We start from the raw sequence: 22,907 nt of genomic DNA on the forward strand, positions 1-22,907 counted from the left end.
GTAGTATATGCTTCCAGAATTACGCAATTATGGTCAAGAAGTCACACTTATTATGAATAGTGGTATTCAGTTTCTTGATTTTGCACTTAAGATAGATTGGAAAGATAATCAATGGCGCAGTAAATTAAATGGTTATTTTATTGACCCATCTGAAAGCGGGGCATTAATAAGACTGATTGAGAATGCCGAGAGTGGTAAATTTTTTGCGCCAGATGATTTATCTTTTGCGGTTAAACCAACACAAGAAATAAGTGTTGAGCAATCACTAAAATTATATGATGGGATTTGGTTGCCAATTCCTGTCTTAAGATCGATTCCTCCAGAACGTTTTGATAAAGGACCGCATAATTGGAGCCGCGTGCGAATTGTCAGTATCCCTGAGGGTGAAGATCCTGATGGCAATACCCATCGCATCACCTTTGCATTTGATACTAAAATTTTCACCAATATGCAAGATGTGATCTATTTAGCGCCTACCGAAAATGATGTTAAAACTGGAGCGGTATTTAGTTTGGCACATCGTTCAGATCACGTCTCATGGTATTTAGAACTTAAATGGGTAACAAGCTGGCTAATTGATTTGTTTCAAGAGCTAGCGCCTCAAACTGATCGTTTAAAAATACATAAAGATGATATTAATACAGAAATTAATAATAAAGCTTATTATGGACACTATCTAAATATCATCAATTTACTTGCTGATTCATTACAATTACCAACTATTAAGATTGTATCAAATGCTAAAGATGATGTGATTAAATCAATACCTGTTGATATGATTCTTGACGTGGGTAATTCACGTACTTGTGGAATATTGATTGAAGATCATGTGCAAGATAAAGATAGCTTAAATCGTCGTTATGAGCTTGAGATTCGTGATTTAGGTCAGCCTGAGCATATCTATAATGAACCTTTCGAAAGCCGTGTTGAATTTGCGCAAACTTTTTTTGGTAAGGAACATTTTTCGTTACAAAGTGGAAGACGAGACACATTCCGTTGGCCAAGTATTGTTCGTGTTGGGACTGAGGCAAGCCGTTTAGCAAGTCAACGAGAAGGCAATGAAGGTGCTACTGGCCTTTCTAGCCCTAAACGCTATTTATGGGATCAAGATAAATATGAGCAAGGTTGGCGTTTTAATTCCCATTATGTAAAAAGTGATCATGAACCCTTTGCTACCGCTGAACCATTTTCGAGTTTAATTAACGAATATGGTGAAGCACTACATATTTTAAGTAATGATATTGAGGAAGAGTTTGATCGCAAAATGCCGGTTTTTCATCCAAAATATTCGCGAAGTTCGTTAATGACATTCATGCTCTGTGAAGTTTTGATGCATGCATTAATGCAGATGAATAGCGTTGCGCAACGTAATAAACTCGAACACGCTAAAACGCCGCGTAACCTACGTTCTATTATTTTGACTATTCCACCTGCAATGCCAAAACCAGAACAAGCCATTTTTAAAAGTTGTGTATACCAAGCTATTGGACTTGTATGGAAAAGTCTTGGTTGGGATAGTTCTGATGATAATATTGATTTTAATAATCCAGAACAATTAAAAAGTGTTTGGCCAAACATCCCTGAAGTTTATATTCAATGGGATGAAGCAACTTGTGGACAAGTTGTATATTTATTTAACGAAACACAAAATAATTACAATGGGCGCAGTGAAGAATTTATTGCATCAATGGTACGTCCAGATAAAACCAATAAACAAAAGCTCACAATTGCAACAGTAGATATTGGTGGTGGTACTACTGATTTAGTCATAAATGATTATGAGCTTGATTACGGTACCAGCAAGCAAATCAATAGCAGTAATGCTTATATTGTTCCAATTCAACGTTTTCGTGATGGCTTTAAAGTGGCGGGCGATGATATTTTACTTGATATTATTCAAGACACTGTACTCACAGCTTTGACTAATGGCTTAAAACAAGCTGGGCTTACTGATCCTAATCCAATTTTATCAGCAATTATTGGTTCTCAGCAGCTTTCTATTCAAGATGCGGTATTACGTCAACAATTAACTTTACAGTTATTTACGCCATTAGGTTTGCAAGTACTAAAAAGGTATGAGCTTTATGATCCGCTGCATGCCGAGCAACATGTGTATAATGCTACTTTTAGGGAGCTATTACAGCATAATGTCATGACTGATCATGTGCTTAATTTTATTAATGAACCGATTCGGCGAGCACTGAATAATCCTACTTTTTCAGTATTGGACTTAAATATTGAGATTAATCTTAAACGAATTCATTATTTATTTATACGTGGTGATTATTACAATATTTGTAAAACGTTTGACGCGCTGTCTGAAATCATTAGTTGTTATCAATGTGATGTATTATTGTTAACCGGTCGCCCGTCACGTTTACCTGGTGTACAAAGTTATTTTCGATCGCGCTTGTCAATTCCAGCCGGAAGAATCTTACCATTACATGGTTATTATACTGGTGGTTGGTATCCATTCCATAAACAAGAACGTATTGACGATCCTAAAACAACAGCGGCTGTTGGGGCTATGTTATGCTTTTTAAGTAAAAATTTACGTTTACCTAATTTTTATTTTAGATCATCAAATATCGATTTATATTCTACAGTTAAATATATTGGTCTTTTAGATAATCTTAATATGATAAAAAAGGAAAATGTTTATTACCGAGATATTGATTTAGATGATCCTGATTATGACTTTCCCGATACCTCTTTTGAGATCCGTGGCACCACACGGCTAGGTTTCAAGCAATTAGAAATCGAACGTTGGCCGGCGTCACCAATTTATATTTTAACTATAGAAAACAGTGAAGTGGCTAAACGCTTGAGTACTGAAGGTGTGGTATTAGAAGTGACATTAGGCATAAAAAGTCGACAAAAAACCATTGAGAATTTTTATATTAAAGATGTTAAAGCCTCTGATGGGCGTGCTTGTAATAAAAATCAGGATATCAAATTGAACCTAAATACAATGGTTAATTCTGGATTAATAAGTACACAATATTGGCTTGATAGTGGAATGATAAAACGATGAATAATTTAAATGAACAACTTCCTAAATCTTGGGATCAAGTGTATCAAGCGTCAGCACAAGCGATTGAATGGGTGAAACAGACTCGTGATTCATCCAAACGATTGAATAGCGAGGCTGATAACTTAATTCTTGATCTTCGTCGTTTACGTAATACAGCCAAAAGATTGGGTGATGTCTCAAGTAAATCTGTGGCGGTCGGTTTTTTTGGGTTATCGCAAGCGGGTAAATCTTATCTTATCTCGGCATTAGCTGCCGGTGAAAACGGTAAACTTGAAACAGTTGTTGACAATCAAGTGTTAGACTTTATTGAACATGTTAATCCTGTTGGAAGTGGTAAAGAAGCAACTGGACTGGTTACCCGTTTTAGTCGTATAGCCAAAGGGGGAATAGCCAACTACCCATTAGAATTAAGATTATTTCAAGAAATTGAAATTGTAAAAATTTTAATTAATGCTTATTTTAAAGATTTTGATCAACAAAAAATCACGAATAAAATCGAATTCTCTTCATTGAAACAGCTGCTTCTACAGCTTGAAGGCAAGAAGCAAACTGAGCGCACTAGTGGGATAACCGAAGACGATATTGTTGATCTTTATGATTATCTTTCCGAAAATTTTGGCAATGCTTTAGAAGGATTGAAAGGCGGCTATTGGGAAAAGGCGATGCAATTACTCCCCTATCTTTCAATACTTGATCGAGGTGAACTTTTTTCGGTGTTATGGGGTGGCATAAACGAATTGACTGTGGCTTATACCCAACTCGCCACAACGTTAAGCAGCTTAAACCATGTTGATACTGTTTATGCTCCACTATCAGTATTAGTGAAAGATAATGATGGTGTTAAATCGCAAATTGATAGCATTATGAATGTCGATATTCTTGAACGATTAAATACCGATCGCGATACTCAAGTCACTATTACGCCACTAAATGGTGAGCCAACTACAATATCTATCGCTCAATTAGCATTTTTGACTGCTGAGCTGATTTTTCCTTTAGTCAATCCAACACGGGTTACTACTTTTGAAAAAGTTGATTTGCTTGATTTTCCTGGGTATCGCGGCCGTTTGAATTTGATTTCTGTCTCTGATGTTAAAGAAGGTAACCCGATTGCTCAGCTTTTATTGCGAGGTAAAGTGGCTTATCTTTTTGAAAAATATACTGATAATCAAGAAATGAACGTACTGGTTGTCTGTACGCCATCAGACAAACAGTCTGATGTTAACGATGTCGGCCCCGTGCTTGAACGTTGGATTGATAAAACCCAAGGTGAGACAGCTGAAAAAAGAGCAACAAAAAAAGCAGGATTATTATGGGCGATTACCATGTTTGATAAACGTATTGGTAGCTCATTAATACTTTCAGAAGATAATCTCAAAAATAGCTGGGGTAAAGGTGGGTTACTACAACAAACTATTTTAGAGCGCTTTGGTAATTATGATTGGTTAACAAATTGGTCAAATGGTCATAAATTCAATAATGTTTTTTTAGTGCGAAAACCCGGTTTTGATGTGCCGTTTTTAAACGTTGATGCCACTTCCAATCGTGAATTATCTTATAACGAAAGTTATCAACAAAAAATGTTGCTATTGAGAAAAACATTTATTGAAAATCCTGATATTGAGCAATATGTTAATCAACCGGCTAATGCGTGGGATGCTATGTTGCAGCTAAATGATGGTGGGATTGAACGCATTAGCCAATATTTAGAACAAGTTGCCATTACTGAAGTTAAGCAACAGCGTATTTTAGAACAGCTTAATGAAAAAATTGATTATATTATAAATATGCGTTTTGATACTTGGTATCATGCTGATAGTGATGAAGAACTAAGTAAGAAAAAACAGATTATTACTGATGTAGTGAAAGAACTACAAGGGAAAGCATTATTACTTGGCGAATTACTCAAAACTTTAGAACTGCCAGATCAAACTATCCGTGCGCTTTATCATACGAGTAATATTGATACTGAAACAACTCAAGATACTCATAATGTGCATGCAAATAGTGATGATTTATCAACTGATTTTGGCTTAAATACTGATTTTGAGTTATTTTCTGATGCAACCTTTTCGTCTGAAGTGACGCTTACATCTTCGTTACCTACCGAGTCAAAATTAGCCAAAACAGTTTTTACCGCTTGGTTGGATTATTTAAGAAATATGGTATTAGATAAACATGTTTTGCAGTTCTTTGGTTTACATCAGAAATCGTTATCTTTTATCGTCGAAGAGTTAATCACAGCTGCAAATCGTTTAAAGCTTGAGGCAAATTTAACTGATCGCATTTTAAATAATGAAAATACGGGTAGTAAACGTGATGATCTTGAGTCAAGACAAGTGAGCACCATTCATACTTTATTAGCAGATTTTATTGCTTGGCTTGGTTTTGTTCAGGGACAAGCTGTTGATATACCAATGAGCCGGGTGAATCAAGGTAAACCTATTTTTTCTTCACCGGTAGCTGAATTTACGCATCAGCAATCGCATCCATTGCCTATATTAGATGAGAAAACTAAAAATTATTCTCAGTATGCAATATTCGATTGGTTTATTGCATTTGCGATGCTTGCTCAAGAAAACATTGGACATCATGCTGGGCGTGAAATTAGTCAAGAACAAAATAGTCGTCTGGGCGAGATTTTGGCTAGTTTTAAGCAAGCTTATATAAATTAATGTTATAACAATAAGATTGAAAAATTAACTAAAAATAATATTAGATCTTCCTGATTTTAAATGAAAGTTTTGTTATTGATTACTGAATGACAAAATAGCTTGGTGATTGGGAGGCGAAATAGAGGGTACTATGGCATTAAGAATTGAATTAGAAGGTTATAAACCTGGAATTGCGAAGTTTTCGGCAAAAAAGTGGAATGGTAGTGCCGATATCGATATGCTTATACAGCGTAATCAAGATGGTTATTATTTATCTGGTTTGCAACAATGGGGACCCGAAAAGTGTTGGCATTCAATAGCCGATTTGTCAGTAGATAACCAACAAATTAGTGGTTATGTGAGTGAATGGTTAGTTGATTCGTTATTATCTCAGGACAATACCAAACGATTTCTAATACAGTTACGCGACAAACAAAACCAACGTTATATTGATGGTGGTGTTGTTAGTATTGCCGAAGATGTACTTGCTTCAACAGCATTAAATGTTGTTCAACCGCCATTAGATAATCCATCGGTTGAAACCAAATCACTTACCGAACTTGTTGAACTACCTGAAGAGCCTGAACAAACCCCCAACATTGAGACGCAAAATGATGACCTTATTGAGCCGGTTAAACTTGACGTCGAAACAGTAATTGAACCAGAGATTGCTCAGACTCCTCAGTTAAAAAAATCGAAGAGTAAATTAGGCTTGGTTATCACCATTATCATTGTTCTATTGATTTTAGCTGGTCTTGGCCTAGCTGCATGGTATTTTTTAGTGTTTCAAAAAACACAACCTGTCGAACCTACAGCTCAAGTTAATGCGCAATGCAGTTTAAATAATACCACAACTGACGATCTGGCTTTTATTCAACAGTGTTTACAAACCAAGCCTGATATTCAGGCAATTATCCAGTTAATTAATGATGCAAAAAAGGCGGATAAATGTAATATTGCTCAGCGTCTATATGCAAATCAAGCCCAGCAAAATGGTCAGATTGCTTTCCTTTATGCTAAAGAGTATGACGAAAAATTTTATCAAGCAAATAATTGTTTTAAAGCAGATAAAGGTACAGCAAGTTATTGGTATGAAACTGCATTAGACCGTGATCCGAATAATACATTAGCTAAAGAACGATTAGACGAGTTACAAAAATAATGGGGAACACAGGTATGAAAAAAATAGCCGTTTCAAAATTAGTTATCAGTCTAACGCTTGCCTGTATGCCGTTGATAAGTTCAGCTGCTGAACCACTAAAACAAGAGGGTAAAACAACACTTTATCAACGAGTGCTAAGTACACCAACTTGTGAATTGAAAAAAAATATTACGGATCCAACAGGCGCTACATTACCTGCTTTTTCTCGGTATTATGTGTATGAACGAAAAACAGATAATAATCAAGAGTGGCTTAGTATTGGACCTGATTCATATGGTAATACAGTAGGTTGGATAAATAATTCCTGTGCAATAGCATGGAATATGCAAATGACATTGGTTTTTACCAATCCAGTTGATCGTGATCCTCTATTATTTTTTAAAGATAAAGCGGCTTTAACCAAAATTGTAGATTCAGATCAGCCCGAAACTTTGTTAAAACCCATTCGAGACTCACTAAACGCTGATAAAGCAACGCCTGAAATTGTGGCGCAAGAGCCGAAAGCGTATATTGATTTTAAAACAAACTTTTATTTATTACCTATTTTACAAGGTGAAGAGGTGATGAATGGTAAAGGTTTTTATGAGCGAGTTTTAGAAGTCGCTTCAGTGAGTAAACAAGATAAATTGGTTAAAAATAACACTAATTCTAACTCCACTAATAACCAAAGCTCGGATGATAATACGGCCAATCAAGTTGTACCATTTAAAGCTGCAATTGTTTTTGTCATTGATTCAACCATATCAATGGATCCTTATATTTCGAGAACCAAAGAGGCAGTTGAACGTGTTTATCAACATATTGAAAAGGAACACTTACAAAATCAGGTTAAATTTGGTTTAGTATCGTTCCGTTCTAGTTTAAAAGCGTCTGATAAATTGGAGTTTGTTTCTAAAATTTTTGTTGATCCTAATAAAGTTCAAAATAAAGAAGAGTTCATGAAATTAAGTGCTTCACTCAAGCAAGCGACTGTTTCAACTTCTTATTTTGCAGAAGATTCTTATGCAGGTGTTGCACAAGCGCTAAATGATATCAATTGGAATAGTTTTGGCGCGCGATATATGATTTTAATTACTGATGCTAGTGCCATTCCTGGTGACGATAAACTGTCTAGCACCGGTATGGATGCTGCACAATTAAGGCTTGAAGCTCAGCATAAAGGTGTTGCTATTTATGCACTGCATTTAAAAACACCAAGTGGTGAAAAAGATCATCAAGTCGCTGCCGCGCAATATTCTGATTTAACCTACAATGATTTTATTCATAAATCACTTTATTACCCTGTTAATGCTGGTGATGTTCAAGAATTTGGTAAGAAGGTTGATTTATTAGCTGATGCGTTGTCTGAACAAGTGAAATTAGCATATAAAGGTGAAGCATCTGTAGGTAATGCACTTAATGCTAAAGATGATGATTCGGATATGCTAAAAGATGCATTATTATTGAGTAAAGCAATGCAGCTTGCTTATTTAGGTGATACCAATGGAACGAAAGCCCCTTCAGTTTTTAAAGCGTGGATTGCGGATAAAGATTTTGTTAAACCAACAATACCAACAGCAGAGCCTCGGATTTTATTAACTAAGTCGCAATTGAGTGACTTAAGTGATGTGGTTAGTAAAATTGCTAATGCAGCTAATGATGGATTGATTTCTTCTGATGATATGTTTTCACAATTACGTTCTGTTGCCGCAGCTATGGGGCAAGATCCAAGTAAACTAAAATCAGATTCAGTTACCAAAATTGCTGATTTAGGTTTGCTTGGCGAATATTTGGATAATATTCCTTATAAAAGTGATGTTACTGGACTGGATCAAGATACTTGGAAAAGCATGAGTGGACTTGAACAAGAAAAATTTATTCGTAATCTTAATAGCAAAATTCGTTATTATCAGAAATGTAATGCCGATGTTGATCGTTGGATTTCATTAGCTGAAGGTAGTGATGCTCGTGATAATGTTTATCCTATCCCATTAGAAATGTTACCGTAAAGCTCATGTTAACAATAAAGCAATTAGCCATCTCTCGCTCTACAGGCAAATCTTTTTTCAACGTTTGCCTGCCAGAGCTATCATTAAACGCAGGGCAAGTTGTCGTGATACAAGGCGATAGCGGATCGGGTAAAAGTACGTTGCTTGAAATGATTGGCATGATTTTAAAACCTGATGAGCTGGATTGTTATAAATTAGTTTTAGATAATAGTGATATTGATATAGCTAAATTAATTCACCGTAATGATATCGATGAGTTAGCGATTATTCGTGCTCGTTATTTAGGATTTATGTTACAAACTGGTGGTTTACTGCCGTTTTTGACTATTTGGGAAAATATTGTATTACCGCTTAAATTACTTCAGCTACCCGTTGATATGTCAAGATTCGATTATTTAGTCGACAAGCTTAACATTGCACATTTACTCAGTAAATATCCTAAGCAGTTATCAATTGGTGAAAGGCAACGAGCATCGTTTATTCGTTCGATTATTCATAAACCAGCACTATTACTCGCTGATGAACCGACTTCAGCGTTAGATCCATATAACGCCAATTTACTGTTTGATTTGATTATTGAACAGGCAAAACAAGATAATATTGCCGCGATGATTGTTACGCATGATTGGCAACGTATTGAAAGTAAAGGCTTATTTACTTTATCGGCCAAATTAAACTCTCCACAATCATCAGTTTTTTTACCATTACAAAGCAAGGTATGCGTCGATGAGTAAAATGATATTAAAATGGTTGCTAATCATACGGTTATCATTGTCTGATTTATGGTACGACAAAAAAGTCTCATTTTGTATTATCGCATCGGTCATATCGGTCATTACACCATTATTGTTATTGTTCAGCTTAAAATATGGCGTAGTTTCGCAGCTACGGCAGCAACTACTTAATGATCCACAAAATTTAGAGATAAAGATTGTGGGTAATTTAAATCTGGATGATGCCATGTTTGACTGGATAAAAAAACAACCTGAAACTGGCTTTGTGATTCCTTTAACGCGTTCGCTTAATACTCAAGCCGATCTAGTCAAAGATTCAAGCCACTTTGTGAGCAGTGCTGAAATTATTCCTACAGCGAGTGGCGATCCGCTTACACAGGATTTGCCTTCTATTAATGATAAAACTCAAATTTTATTAAGTGCATTATCAGCGGAAAAATTGCAAGTAACTGTGGGTAGTCATATAAAATTATTTATTACCCGTCAATTAGATGGCAAGTTCGAGAAAGGATCAATTGAATTAGAGGTCAAAGGTATTATTCCTGACAATCGCTATAGTCGTGCTGCTGCGTTTGTCAGTTTAGATTTACTCATTGCAATGGAAAATTTTTATGATGGCTATCAAAGTGAATTATTTGCAACTAATACCGGTAAAAATAATCCGCCACCCCATTCATTATTTGCAAGGGCTCGCATTTATGCCAATTCGTTAGATAACGTAGCACCATTATCGTTTAAATTAAGAGAAAAGAACATCGAAACACGCACGCAGTCTAATGTCATTGAAAATGTTAAGGCGATTGATCGGGTACTCAATTTTATTTTTAGCGTGATTGCAATAACCGCAGGACTAGGTTGTATTTTATCGTTTGCGGGTTCGTTTCTATCAAATATTGAACGTAAGCGCAAAGATATTGCTTTTATGCGATTACTTGGTTTCCAATCCAAAGCGATAATGGGGTATTTAATCAATCAAGCCGTTATTTTGAGTTGTTTGGCGTTTTTCGTTTCCTTTGTGTTATTTTTATTAGGCAATTATGCCTTTAATGCTGTGTTAGGTAAAAATTTGATTTCACAACCAATTGTAAGTCGCTTACAATTTTACCACCTTATCATTGCATTTTTGTTGTGTATAGTTATTTCAGGTGTCGTTGCAGCCATAGGAGGTCGACGTGCTATTAAGATCCAACCAGCAGAAAGTTTACGCGAAGCGTAACTTAAAACAAATTGCTTTTTGGGGATTAACTATCAGTTTATTTCCGTTAAGTTGCTATGCTGAACCTTGGAATAGTAATTTTTTCAATCCAAAACCAGCAAAAGATGATGTTATTTTGCCTATGCCATGTGATGGTAGTTTGGTAATGAAAAAAATCTATACACCAACGAATAAGCCTTTAGATGATATTAAAGTTATTTTAGGCAGTAATCAAAAAGAGCTCGGTTTTGCCGAATATGCAACCCCCAATTATATTTCTGGTAGTTTTTCTGAAAAGGGAAAAGAGCGTTATTATTTGATTGGCAAATATGAAATAACCGCTTTGCAATATCAAGCTGTCATGAGTGATACTTGCCCCACAGCAAAACTAGCACTTACCTTTCCTATTACCAACATTAGTTGGTTTGATGCTGTTGCTTTTACTGATAAATATAATCGTTGGTTGATTGAAAATCAGTCGAAGATTAACGCTAATACCTTACCGAAAGGTTATATCCGTCTACCTAATAATACCGAATGGGAATATGCAGCTCGTGGAGGGTCAAAAGTGACAGATTCTGAGTTCCGTGAAATGCGTTTCCCAATGACGGCAAATTTAGAAAATTATGCATGGTTTTCTGGTGCAAAATCAGCCAATGGTAAATTACAGCTTATTGGACGCTTACAGCCTAATCCTGTTGATCTTTATGATATGTTAGGCAATGCTAGCGAAATGATGTTTGATTCTTTTCGTATGAATAAACTTGATCGTTATCATGGTCAACCTGGTGGTATGACGGTTAGAGGTGGCAGTTATTTGACACCTGAATCGTCAATCACCACTGCTTTTCGTATTGAAAAACCGTATTACGATGATAAAGGTGCTTATAAAAGTATGGATGTCGGTTTTCGAGTGGTCTATACAACTGAAGTGATGTCTAGTAGCGATATTATCAAAGAATTAGACAAAGAATGGAATGAATTAGGCTCAGAAGCGGAAGAAAATCAAAAACAAAATGTGGTGAGTGAGCTTGAAAAAATCACTAAACAAGTCGAAGATGAAAAGACTAAAAAAGAACTCAATCAACTAAATACCCTTTTACGTAGTGCCAATCAAGCTCGCGACGAACAGCGAAACCGCTCAATTCAATCCGCGCTACAGTTAGGCGCTTTTTTGTGTGCAAATGTCTCTGACTTAAATAGTAAATTTGAATATAATAATAATTTATATAACACCATAAATAATGAAGTTTGTGAAACAAAAGATTCAGAAAATGTTAATAATGACGGTGTGTGTTCACCCGAAAAACTCAATAATTTAAAACACGTTCTTGATGAGTCGAAAAATGCCAGAGACTTTATTTTAAAATATTATGCTGACACCATTGTTAATACTGCATCAAACTATGAAAAAAATACTCTTGATGAGCAAGCAAAGCCCACGCAATTTATTTTAGAAAACAGTGGTAAAGCGAATATGAGTGATTACTTAAAACTTTATTTACAACATATTAATCAATATATTGAGTCTGGTAAGATTGAAAGAACAACTTGGCTGCAATCTTGTAATGAGATAAAAGGAAAGAAATAATGAACAAAATGATAGGTACACTTGCTTTATGCATTTCTCTAGTTTTGGCAGGTTGTCAATCTACATCTGGCGGAGCGAGTACAAAAAATGTCGATCCTGAATTAACTAAAGGTTCAACTGCTGAATTTTTTAGTAAATCTGCATGGCAATCTTGTGCCATAGGTGCAGGTATTAGTGGGCTTGGCTGTGTGTTATTAGGTGGAAAACCTGCTGCATGCCTTGCTTCTGCCGCTGTTGGTTGTGGAGTAATGATGGGCGGAAATTATTATCTGGATAAAAAACGAGCAGAATATGCTAATGCTGAGGCGCGCATTGATGCCTATATTCAAGATGTTCAACAAAACACCGCAGAAGTGCAATCAATTACACGAAGTGCTAAAGATGTTGTGGATAGAAATTTAGCTACGCTTAACGCTTTAAATCAACAAATAAAAAGCGAAAGTGTCAATAAAAAGCAGGCTCAGAAAGAGTTAACTCAAATCGACGCGAATATTGCTTATTTAAATGATAAATTAAAACGAATTAAGAAAGTTGAAAATGATTGGGTTAACCTGTCTGTTCAGGAACAACGATCCGGTGTGAACGTCACTAGATTGGATCAAGAAATCGGTCAATTACATAAACAAATAGCAGCACTTGAAAAACAAGTGAATTTAGTTACTCAACAACGCTCAGCTGTTAAGGTTGGTTAATTATGAAAAAAATATCTTTTATCTCTATTTTATCGCTTGCTTTACTCGCCGGCTGTTCTACAACTCCAGAACAATGTGATCCTAAAAATACTAATATCGGTATTATGGATAAAATAAGTTGCAATTATTCCGGTAATTATCAGGCTAGAATTGATCAGAAAAAACAAATTCTTGAGAACGAACAAAGGGCTAATCAACAATTTAAAGAGATTTATGCAAATATCGAAAAACAGAAAAACGATACTACGTTGAGTGTAAAACAGAAACAAGCTCAGCAGCAGAAGTTAAAGCAAGATCTGTCTAAATTAACGAGCGAAATAAAAGCAAAAGCGAAAGGTCGTGACGATTTATTAAAACAAGTTAATGACATTGAGCAACAGTATAATCAAGTAAATAAATCAAACAAATCAGAAGTAGAAAAACAGGTCGAACTGGATAAATTAAATAAAAAACTTCAACAATTACAGAAAGCACTAAATATTTAGCTATCTGAAAACTTGAACAGTATTATTTATTTGAAAAGTTAAAATTAAGGAATATATTGCGCATGCAACGAATAGCAAGGGTTATAGTTGACCATAATGACTCACAAAAAATGGCTTTATTGGATCAATATAATTCTTTGTTATCGTTGTTAAAGCCCAATTTAACTCAGCGATCATTTTCAATTCTCGCGATACCTCGATTAATTGATGATAATCAATATTTAGGTTGGTACACCGAACTTCAAGGACAGCCTACTTCACTGAGTGATGTTAATGATGAGCTCGTGAAGAAACAAGTTACTGAAACGTTACAAACACGCATCAACGATATTGAATTATCCGTTAAGTCAATGCGTTTAGATAGTGAGCAACAAACATTAGTTTCGTCTTGGTTACCAAGAATTAAAAGTTTAGGTAATCAAATTTATCTTGTTAATGGTGAACCTGTCATTATTAATTCTTTTGAAGAACCAATTTTACCCAAACCTACGCCGGTTCCTCCTGTGGTTGCCCCAAAATCATTTTGGCGATGGTGGTATTTGTTATTGTTGGCATTATTGCTATTAGGACTTTTAGGTGTGTTAGGGTACTTTTTTTGCCCATTTAATAAAGATAAAAAGCCTGATGTTATTCCGGCGTTAATAATTATTCCGCCTGTGTTAGTTAACAAGCCACCAGCTCCTGTTGTTGAACCGCCGACGAAAGAGCCTGAACCTGTTGTTCAGCAACCTGTGCCTGAGCCAGTAGCTAAAAATTGTATTCGAAAAGAAGACGTCGCCCATAATAATGACGCCTCTAAAATGGTAATAATATTTGATAATTCAGCATCAATGACATTGACATTAATGGAGTCAAAATCCGCAATAGATCAATATTTAAAAACTAATTTGAATTCCATGTCAGAAAGTCAAGCCAACGCTTATGAAGCAAAGATGACTAGGTTACCTAATCGTTTATCAAGTAGTAAAAAAGTGGCACTATCCACAATTGATAAAATACAGCAAAATATTGATATCGCATTAGTGACACTTACAAGTTGCCCTGTCGCTCAAACCACATCATTTTATAATTATACTAATCGATCAAAGTTAAAAAATAAAATCAATAAATTAAATCCGTTAGAATATAACAGCGCAACGCCACTTTATAGTGGTATACAACAAGCCAGTAAATTACTTAATGGCGTAAATCGTGATGACTATATTTTAATTATTAGTGATGGTGATGATAATTGTACTAAAAGTAATATTTGTACCTTAGCGAGTAATATAGCGGCTAAGCAACCACGTTTGAAAATTAATATTGTCGACATTGCAGGGCAACATAAAATTGACTGTGTTGCTCAAAGTACTGGTGGTAAAGTTTACATTGCACAAAATCCAACAGAAATTGTCAATCAAATGAATCATGCTGTGTCTGATATGAATATTAGTAAACCGATTTGTGAGTAGTGTAAAGCGATAATAAATTTTTGATGTTGTTGATAAAAACAGCCTTGAGTTAATAGCTTGTTTATTATACGTTCAAAATAGAAGGAAATGCGTGAATAATGCAACGAATAACCCGGATTTCAATTGATCATAATGATTCAACTAAGTTGGCTTTATTGGAGCAATACTCCTTAATGTTATCGTTGTTAAAACCGCATTTGACAGAACGCACTTTTTCTATTTTTGCTATACCTAAACTTATGAGTAACAATGACTATTTAGGTTGGTATACTCATCTTGAAGGGCAACCGATATTAATTGATCATGTTGCAGATGAATCGCATAAGCAAAAAATAAAAGATACATTAACCACGCGAATTAATGATATTGAAACGGCGATTAAATCAATTCCTTTAAATGATGAACAACAAAAATTGGTAGCTTTATGGTTGCCTAGAATAAAAAATTTAGCCAATCAAATTTTTGTTATTAATGATGAACCCATTATTATTTTCGATCTAGCAAAACCCGTTTTATCGCAACCGGTTATTCCCCCTGTTACGGTTTCAAAATCATTTTGGCGTTGGTGGTACTGGTTAATTTTGGCATTGCTATTACTAGGATTATTGAGCCTATTGTGGTACATTTTTTATCCATCTTCACCAGAAAACAAGGTGCAATCTGTACCTGAGTTAATTATTATTCCGCCAGTATTAGTCAATAAACCTGAACCTGTATCTAAGCCGGCACCGGTAGTGGAACCTCCGAAAGCGCCGCAAGTTGTCGCTACGCCAGAACCTGATCCCGTACCTGCTATAGAGCCAGAGCCTATCATTAATACTCAAGAAGTACCCAAAGTTAAACCAAAACCTAAGGTTAAAAATCCGCCTAATTGTATCACTCAAGATGAGATAAAGAACAATCCAAATCCATCGAAAATGGTTATTGTGTTTGATAATTCCCTATCGATGACTGCAACTTTAGCTGAATCGCCAGCAGAAGTTGAGCAATTTTTTCAATACCTGTCTTATGGTTATCCTCGTAATATGTCCGAACAGGAAAAAGTTGATTATCAGAAAAAAATGACGCGTTTACCCAGTCGTTTATCAACAAGTAAAAGCGTAGCGTTATCGAGTATCGATAAAATACAACCCAATATTGGTATATCGCTTGTCACGTTAAATCGCTGTCCGGCGGCAAATTTTACGCAATTTTATGATTATGCTGGTCGTAGTATTTTAAAAAATAATATCACCAGACTTAATCCATCAGGTGCAGGTGGGGGTGGAACACCACTTTATAGCGGACTTGAAAAAGCGAGTAGTATGCTAGATGGTGTGAATCGTAATGATTATATCTTGATCATCAGTGATGGTGAAGATAGCTGTTCAAGGAATAATATTTGTACTTTAGCGAATTATATTTCGACGCAGAAACCAAAATTAAAAATTAACATTGTCGATATAGCAGGCGAACATAAAATTGATTGTGTTGCGGATATGACAGGAGGGAAGGTCTATATCGCTCAGAGTCCAAAAGATATGATTAAACAGATGAACAATGCGGTGTCTGATTTGAAAATAAATAGACCTGTTTGCCAATAAAGACAATAATAAAGTATTAAGGCATTAACTTATCTTACAAAATAAGGCTAATTTGCTTTAGCCATCACTATTAATCACTATAAAAAAACCAGATGTTTATCTGGTTTTTTGTTATCTGTAATAGGGCTGATAGGCTGTTAAAAATCAAGATTAGCCGCTTTTAGCGCATTTTCTTCAATAAATAAGCGACGTGGTTCAACTTCATCTCCCATTAAGGTAGTAAACAGCTGATCAGCTTCGATTGCATCTTTTATGGTCACTTGTAACATGCGACGGCTGGTTGGATCCATAGTTGTTTCCCATAACTGTTCTGGGTTCATTTCACCAAGCCCTTTATAGCGTTGAATGGTTAAACCACGACGAGATTCACGAATTAACCAATCTACTGCCTCTTCAAATGAGTTAACTGGCTGTTTGCGATCACCTCGTTGAATGAAAGCACCATCTTCCAGTAAACCTTTTAATTGCGCACCTAAATGACAAATATTACGGTATTCATTACTATGAATAAACACTTGATCTAATGCATAGTTATTATCAACACCATGTGTTCTTACTTTAATTATTGGCACATATAATTGTGTTTTATCGTTGTAGTCTGCTGAATAGCGATAACTGCTACCGTGTTGTTCTTTGCTGGCTAAATTATCAATAATGGTTTTAGCCCAATGTTGTGCTGATTGTTGATTCTGTAAAATACTTTCATCTAAAACATCATGATAAACCAATTCAGAAAGTAACGCTTTAGGGTAACGACGTTCCATTTTGGTAATGAGTTTTTCAACTTTTTGATATTCAGCAATCAGTTTTTCAAGCGCTTCGCCAGCAAGTGCTGGTGCATGATCATTAACATGTAATGAGGCATCTTCTAATGCTAATGCAATTTGAAATTGTGTCATTGCATCATCATCTTTAATGTATTGTTCCTGTTTGCCTTTTTTAACTTTATAGAGTGGAGGTTGTGCGATATAAACATAACCACGTTCAATAATTTCTGGCATTTGACGATAGAAAAACGTGAGTAATAATGTGCGAATATGTGAACCATCGACATCGGCATCGGTCATGATGATAATGCTATGATATCGCATTTTATCTGGATTATACTCATCACGACCAATCCCACAACCTAATGCTGTAATTAATGTTGCGACTTCTTGAGAAGAGAGCATTTTATCAAAGCGAGCTTTTTCAACATTTAGAATTTTACCTTTTAATGGTAAAATTGCTTGGTTTTTACGGTTTCGTCCTTGTTTGGCTGAACCGCCCGCAGAGTCCCCTTCCACTAAATAAAGTTCAGATAAAGCAGGATCTTTTTCTTGGCAGTCAGCAAGTTTGCCAGGTAAACCGCCTAAATCCAATGCGCCTTTGCGTCGAGTCATTTCACGTGCTTTACGTGCTGCTTCACGCGCTCTGGCTGCATCGATAATTTTACCGACAACAATTTTCGCATCAGAAGGATTTTCAAGTAGGTATTCGGTTAACTTTTCACCCATAACCGATTCCACTGCTGATTTAACTTCTGATGAAACCAATTTGTCCTTAGTTTGTGATGAGAATTTAGGGTCGGGAACCTTGACAGATACGACAGCAATAAGCCCTTCACGTGCATCGTCACCGGTGGCACTAATTTTTGCTTTTTTACTGTACCCTTCGCTTTCCATGTAATTGTTTAGTGTACGAGTCATAGCACCACGAAAACCGGCTAAATGGGTACCACCATCACGTTGAGGAATATTATTAGTAAAACAGTAGATATTTTCTTGGTAACCATCGTTCCATTGCAATGCAACTTCAACACCAATATTATCTTTTTCAGTACTAAAGTAGAATATTTTAGGATGAATTGGATTCTTATTCTTATTCAAATATTCTACAAATGCTTTAATACCACCTTCATAATGGTAGTGCTCACTTTTACCTGTACGTTCATCAATGAGTTTAATAGAAACACCAGAGTTTAAAAATGATAGTTCGCGTAGCCTTTTTGCTAAATGTTCATAGACAAATTCAATATTGGTGAACGTTTTTGGACTTGGCCAAAAACGAACATAAGTCCCTGATTCAGTGGTTTCACCAATAACTTTAAGCGGTTCTTCTGGCACACCTAAATGATAGGTTTGCTTGTGTATTTTTCCTTCACGATAAATGACAAGTTCTAATTTATCAGATAAAGCATTAACTACCGAAACACCAACACCGTGTAAACCACCCGATACTTTATAGGAATTATCATCGAATTTACCACCAGCATGCAAAACAGTCATGATGACTTCAGCTGCTGAGATACCTTCTTCTTTATGTATACCCGTTGGAATACCGCGTCCATCATCACGAACGGATACAGAGTTATCAGGATGAATGATTACTTCGATATGGTTACAGTAACCTGCTAATGCTTCGTCAATGGCATTATCAACGACTTCAAAAACCATATGATGAAGGCCTGTTCCATCATCGGTATCTCCAATATACATACCAGGACGTTTGCGGACTGCATCAAGCCCTTTAAGCACTTTAATACTAGATGAATCATAAGAGTTAGACATGGATTTTTTGACCTATTTAATTTCTTTTATCGTTTCGTACAATTATGAAATTATACCAGATTTTATGTTAAAAATCTTATCATTTTCATCGATCATCTGGGTTATTTGGTCTTGGTTAACGGCTGTAATAAACACTTGTGAATTTGCAAGTTTTAAACGTTTTGCTAATAGATTTCGTTTATTGTTATCAAGTTCAGAAGCAAAATCATCAATTAAATAAATACATGATTGCCCTGTTTGTTTTGAATAATACTCACCTTGTGATAAACGTAAAGCACACATGAGTAGTTTTAACTGACCACGTGATAAAAGATCTTCAACGGGAATGTTGTCAACTCGCAATTTGATATCTGCTTTATGTGGACCTAGCGAGGTATAATTAAGTAATTTATCTCGTTCAAATTGCTTGTAAAGTATTTCTGCATAATCACTGCTGTGTTCCCAACCTTGATAGTACAGGCAATTTAATTGATATTCAGGTAGAAAATCTACACAGGTTTTTATAATTTTTGGAAAAATATGGTGAGTATAATCCGCTCTAATCTGGCTTATTTTTTCAGCAACTGGGACTAGCTGTTTATCCCAAGGTAATAGTTGGTTATAGTTATAAGATTGTTTTAATAACGCATTACGCTGTTTATATAATCGTTTTAAATTGTTCCAAAGATAGACAAATTCAGGGTAATGGTGAAAGCAGCCCCAATCGATAAAAGCTCGTCGATATTTAGGACCACCAGTGAGTAAATCAAAACCCTCTGGCGTAATGAGTTCAATAGGCAATAGTTTTGCTAAATCAGTGAGCCGAAAACCTTCATCACCATCAATTTTTATTTTGTTTTCATTATTGCGTGTTTTTGATAAGCCAATTGTGCGTGTTTGTTGATTGGCAGATTCAATTTGGCTAAATAAAATTAATTCAGGTTGTTCATGTTGTATAATTCGATTGGATTGAATATGTCTAAATGCCCGGCCATGCCCAAGCATGTATATTGCTTCAAGTAGGCTAGTTTTTCCACTACCATTATCACCAATGATGTAGTTAAAATGCCGAGATAACGATAACTCGGCATGATCAATATTACGAAAATGATGAATTTTGATTTGTGAAATTGTCATATAGTATAAAATAAGGCTTCCGACTGGGATCAGAAGCTAAGAGAAGTTATGATTATAAGCGCATTGGCATGACAACATATGTGGCAGATTGATCATTTATATCTTCAATTTGAACACTGGATGTTGCATCAGTTAATAAAAGTTGTACGCTATCACATCTTAGAGTATTTAATATATCTAATAAATAGGTGACATTGAAGCCGATTTCGAGCTCTGATGATTGATATTTAACATCAATTAATTCTTCTGCTTCTTCTTGTTCTGGGTTATTGGCCGTAATTTTTATCTGATCATTATGTACGTATAATCTTATTCCACGAAATTTTTCGTTGGATAAAATTGCCACGCGAGATAATGCATTTCTTAATTCATCACAGGATACTTCAAGTGGTTTATCTGGGTTTCTAGGTAATACGCGTTTATAGTCGGGAAATCTACCATCGATGAGTTTTGAAGTGAAGGTAAAATCGCCAAGATTAACGCGTAAATTATTATTACCAATTTGCATATTAATCAGTTCTTCATTATCGGCAACTAATTTTGCAAGTTCTATCACCCCTTTTCTTGGCATAATGACTGAGCAAGGGCTAGCAATATTTTGACCAATTGGTTGAGCACAAACGGCTAAACGATGCCCATCAGTTGCAACTGTCTTTAATAGACCGTCTTCAATTTCAAATAACATACCATTTAAGTAATATCTTACATCTTGATTAGCCATTGAAAATTGAACAGCATCAATAAGTCGTTTTATTGTTTTTTGCGGAACTGCAAGATCAACATCGCTTTGCCAATTTTCTAAATTAGGAAAATCACTAGCAGGTAAGGTCGCTAAGGAAAATTTACTTCGACCCGATTGAATTATTAATCGATTATCGTCAACGGTTATCGAAATTTGCGCATTATTGGGTAAATTTCGACAGATATCGAGGAATTTTCTTGCTGGAACTGTTGTTGCACCCGGTTCATTTGCTTCGGTTAAAGGTAAATGCGCAATCATTTCGATTTCAAGATCGGTGCCTGTCATTGATAAAGTATTATCGTTCACTTGTAATAATAAATTACCTAAAATGGGTAACGTTGGACGGCTACTTAAAGGTGCGCTGACAAGTTGCAGTGGTTTGATAAGTTTTTCGCGATCAATAATAAATTTCATAATGTTGATTCTTTTTTAAGTTGATAATGTTCGAATTAAATTGGAATAATCCTCTTTAATATCATTGTTTTCTTCTTTTAATTCTGCAATTTTTCGACATGCATGTAAAACTGTAGTGTGATCTCTGCCACCAAATCCATCACCAATTTCAGGTAAACTTTTATTGGTTAATTCTTTAGCTAATGCCATCGCAACTTGACGAGGTCTTGCTACAGAGCGAGAGCGGCGTTTAGATAATAGGTCTGATACTTTAATTTTATAATATTCCGCCACAGTTTTTTGAATATTTTCAATAGTCACAAGTTTTTCTTGCAATGCGAGTAAATCTTTTAACGCATCTTTAACAAAATCAATCGTTATCGCTTTACCTGTAAAATTAGCATTGGCAATGACTCGGTTTAATGCACCTTCTAGTTCTCGTACATTAGAACGTAAGCGTTTAGCAATAAAAAATGCTACTTCTTCAAGTAACTTTATATGATTTTCTTCTGCTTTTTTCATTAGTATCGCAACGCGAGTTTCAAGCTCTGGTGGTTCTATTGCTATTGTTAGCCCCCAACCAAAACGTGATTTTAAACGATCTTCAACACCATTTATTTCTTTCGGATAGCGATCAGATGTCAAGATAATTTGTTGATTACCTTCTAATAATGAGTTAAAAGTATGAAAAAATTCTTCTTGTGAACGCTCTTTATTGGCAAAAAATTGGATATCATCAATTAATAACGCATCAACTGATCGATAGTAATTTTTAAATTCTTCAATAGCATTATTTTGTAATGCTTTGACCATATCTTGCACAAATCGTTCCGAATGCATATAAACAACTTTTGCATTATTTTGTTCTTCAATTATTTGGTTACCAACTGCATGCAATAAATGTGTTTTGCCCAAACCTGTTGATCCATATAAAAATAATGGGTTATAGGCTTTACCTGGGTTTTCTGCCACTTGTTTTGCCGCCGCGACAGCAAGTTGGTTAGATTTACCTTCTACAAAACTATCAAAGGTATGTTTTTGATTGATTCCTGAATGATAATTATAGTTACTATTATTTTCTTTAGTTGTTTTCCATGCCGGAGCCAGATCAGCTTTCGGTTGTTCCTTTTTGACTTTTTTATCAATTGATAACGTAGAGCCAACTTCAAGATATAGCTTTAAAGAATCGTTATTGAAATGTTTATTTAATAGTTGTGTGATAGTTGAGAGATATTTATTTCGAACCCAATCGAGCACAAATCTATTTGGGGCATAGATGTAAAGTTTATTATCAACCATTTCCGCTTGCAATGGCCGAATCCATAAATTAAATTCAGTTGTCGGAAGTTCTTCTTGTAATTGAGAAAGACAATCTTGCCAAATAGCGGTAGGCACAATAACCCCTTTAATTATAATTACTAACAAAACAGTACTGATTATAATCTTTTTTGTGGGTAATTTATAGATCGAAGGTGATATATTATTTAGTTACTAACCAAATCTTATAAATAAAAAACCCGGCATCAGCCGGGTTTTAG

15 protein-coding genes are annotated in these 22,907 nt (G+C 35.3%); 11 read left to right on the forward strand and 4 right to left on the reverse strand.

From position 1 onward, the window contains the following. Positions 1-7 precede the first annotated feature (7 nt). The 11 genes from J3U63_RS10250 (at position 8) to J3U63_RS10300 (ending at position 16,569) form a co-directional block, all read left to right on the forward strand. Positions 8-3,034 (forward strand): virulence factor SrfB, encoded by a 3,027-nt coding sequence (locus J3U63_RS10250; RefSeq protein WP_267344420.1) that lies wholly within the window; start codon positions 8-10, stop codon positions 3,032-3,034. Further along, a complete protein-coding gene (locus J3U63_RS10255) occupies positions 3,031-5,709 on the forward strand; it encodes a putative virulence factor (protein WP_267367306.1) in 2,679 nt (892 codons plus the stop codon). The genes J3U63_RS10250 and J3U63_RS10255 overlap by 4 nt, the downstream gene beginning before the upstream one ends. A 130-nt stretch (positions 5,710-5,839) precedes the next feature. Continuing rightward, positions 5,840-6,850, forward strand: a complete 1,011-nt coding sequence (locus J3U63_RS10260) for a hypothetical protein (RefSeq protein WP_267371423.1) — start codon at positions 5,840-5,842, stop codon at positions 6,848-6,850. A 14-nt stretch (positions 6,851-6,864) separates the two neighbouring features. Continuing rightward, the gene (locus tag J3U63_RS10265) at positions 6,865-8,838 is read left to right on the forward strand and encodes a vWA domain-containing protein (RefSeq protein WP_267367304.1); all 1,974 of its coding nucleotides are present in this window, start codon (positions 6,865-6,867) and stop codon (positions 8,836-8,838) included. 5 nt (positions 8,839-8,843) lie between these two features. Next, entirely contained in the window at positions 8,844-9,572 is a 729-nt protein-coding gene (locus J3U63_RS10270) for an ABC transporter ATP-binding protein (RefSeq protein WP_267367302.1), read from the forward strand. Beyond that, complete coding sequence (locus J3U63_RS10275) at positions 9,565-10,788, forward strand: ABC transporter permease (RefSeq protein ID WP_267371424.1); 1,224 nt, start codon at positions 9,565-9,567, stop codon at positions 10,786-10,788. Before J3U63_RS10270 ends, J3U63_RS10275 begins: the two co-directional genes overlap by 8 nt. Then, positions 10,745-12,358, forward strand: coding sequence for an SUMF1/EgtB/PvdO family nonheme iron enzyme (locus J3U63_RS10280; RefSeq protein ID WP_267344425.1), 1,614 nt, complete (start codon positions 10,745-10,747; stop codon positions 12,356-12,358). The genes J3U63_RS10275 and J3U63_RS10280 overlap by 44 nt, the downstream gene beginning before the upstream one ends. Continuing rightward, positions 12,358-13,050 carry a hypothetical protein gene (locus J3U63_RS10285; RefSeq protein WP_267333884.1) on the forward strand — a complete coding sequence of 231 codons (693 nt, stop codon included), beginning with the start codon at positions 12,358-12,360 and terminating at the stop codon, positions 13,048-13,050. The genes J3U63_RS10280 and J3U63_RS10285 overlap by 1 nt, the downstream gene beginning before the upstream one ends. A 2-nt stretch (positions 13,051-13,052) precedes the next feature. After that, the gene (locus tag J3U63_RS10290) at positions 13,053-13,535 is read left to right on the forward strand and encodes a hypothetical protein (RefSeq protein ID WP_267333883.1); all 483 of its coding nucleotides are present in this window, start codon (positions 13,053-13,055) and stop codon (positions 13,533-13,535) included. A gap of 62 nt (positions 13,536-13,597) precedes the next feature. Continuing rightward, the gene (locus J3U63_RS10295) at positions 13,598-14,986 is read left to right on the forward strand and encodes a VWA domain-containing protein (RefSeq protein WP_267371427.1); all 1,389 of its coding nucleotides are present in this window, start codon (positions 13,598-13,600) and stop codon (positions 14,984-14,986) included. A 98-nt stretch (positions 14,987-15,084) separates the two neighbouring features. Beyond that, complete coding sequence (locus tag J3U63_RS10300) at positions 15,085-16,569, forward strand: hypothetical protein (protein ID WP_267333881.1); 1,485 nt, start codon at positions 15,085-15,087, stop codon at positions 16,567-16,569. 137 nt (positions 16,570-16,706) lie between these two features. Here J3U63_RS10300 and gyrB read toward each other — a convergent pair whose 3' ends face one another. The 4 genes from gyrB to dnaA are packed head-to-tail and all read right to left on the reverse strand — an operon-like array spanning position 16,707 to position 22,764. Then, a complete protein-coding gene (gene gyrB, locus J3U63_RS10305) occupies positions 16,707-19,118 on the reverse strand; it encodes a DNA topoisomerase (ATP-hydrolyzing) subunit B (RefSeq protein ID WP_267333880.1) in 2,412 nt (803 codons plus the stop codon). Positions 19,119-19,160: 42 nt separating this feature from the next. Next, a complete protein-coding gene (gene recF / locus J3U63_RS10310; protein WP_267371429.1) occupies positions 19,161-20,234 on the reverse strand; it encodes a DNA replication/repair protein RecF in 1,074 nt (357 codons plus the stop codon). A gap of 52 nt (positions 20,235-20,286) precedes the next feature. Continuing rightward, a complete protein-coding gene (gene dnaN / locus J3U63_RS10315; RefSeq protein WP_267333878.1) occupies positions 20,287-21,390 on the reverse strand; it encodes a DNA polymerase III subunit beta in 1,104 nt (367 codons plus the stop codon). Positions 21,391-21,405: 15 nt separating this feature from the next. After that, entirely contained in the window at positions 21,406-22,764 is a 1,359-nt protein-coding gene (gene dnaA / locus J3U63_RS10320) for a chromosomal replication initiator protein DnaA (RefSeq protein ID WP_267367290.1), read from the reverse strand. Positions 22,765-22,907: the final 143 nt, after the last annotated feature.

The sequence above is a fragment of the Gilliamella sp. B2838 genome (assembly GCF_026536185.1).
Taxonomy (GTDB): Bacteria; Pseudomonadota; Gammaproteobacteria; order Enterobacterales; family Orbaceae; genus Gilliamella.

Bases quoted from the DNA above. Each gene is read 5' to 3' on its own strand.
- J3U63_RS10290 (WP_267333883.1), top strand. From the start codon at position 13,053: ATGAAAAAAATATCTTTTATCTCTATTTTATCGCTTGCTTTACTCGCC.
- J3U63_RS10300 (WP_267333881.1), top strand. From the start codon at position 15,085: ATGCAACGAATAACCCGGATTTCAATTGATCATAATGATTCAACTAAG.
- dnaN (WP_267333878.1), bottom strand. From the start codon at position 21,390: ATGAAATTTATTATTGATCGCGAAAAACTTATCAAACCACTGCAACTT.
- J3U63_RS10250 (WP_267344420.1), top strand. From the start codon at position 8: ATGCTTCCAGAATTACGCAATTATGGTCAAGAAGTCACACTTATTATG.
- gyrB (WP_267333880.1), bottom strand. From the start codon at position 19,118: ATGTCTAACTCTTATGATTCATCTAGTATTAAAGTGCTTAAAGGGCTT.
- recF (WP_267371429.1), bottom strand. From the start codon at position 20,234: ATGACAATTTCACAAATCAAAATTCATCATTTTCGTAATATTGATCAT.
- J3U63_RS10270 (WP_267367302.1), top strand. From the start codon at position 8,844: ATGTTAACAATAAAGCAATTAGCCATCTCTCGCTCTACAGGCAAATCT.
- J3U63_RS10275 (WP_267371424.1), top strand. From the start codon at position 9,565: ATGAGTAAAATGATATTAAAATGGTTGCTAATCATACGGTTATCATTG.
- J3U63_RS10285 (WP_267333884.1), top strand. From the start codon at position 12,358: ATGAACAAAATGATAGGTACACTTGCTTTATGCATTTCTCTAGTTTTG.
- J3U63_RS10265 (WP_267367304.1), top strand. From the start codon at position 6,865: ATGAAAAAAATAGCCGTTTCAAAATTAGTTATCAGTCTAACGCTTGCC.
- J3U63_RS10255 (WP_267367306.1), top strand. From the start codon at position 3,031: ATGAATAATTTAAATGAACAACTTCCTAAATCTTGGGATCAAGTGTAT.
- J3U63_RS10295 (WP_267371427.1), top strand. From the start codon at position 13,598: ATGCAACGAATAGCAAGGGTTATAGTTGACCATAATGACTCACAAAAA.
- J3U63_RS10260 (WP_267371423.1), top strand. From the start codon at position 5,840: ATGGCATTAAGAATTGAATTAGAAGGTTATAAACCTGGAATTGCGAAG.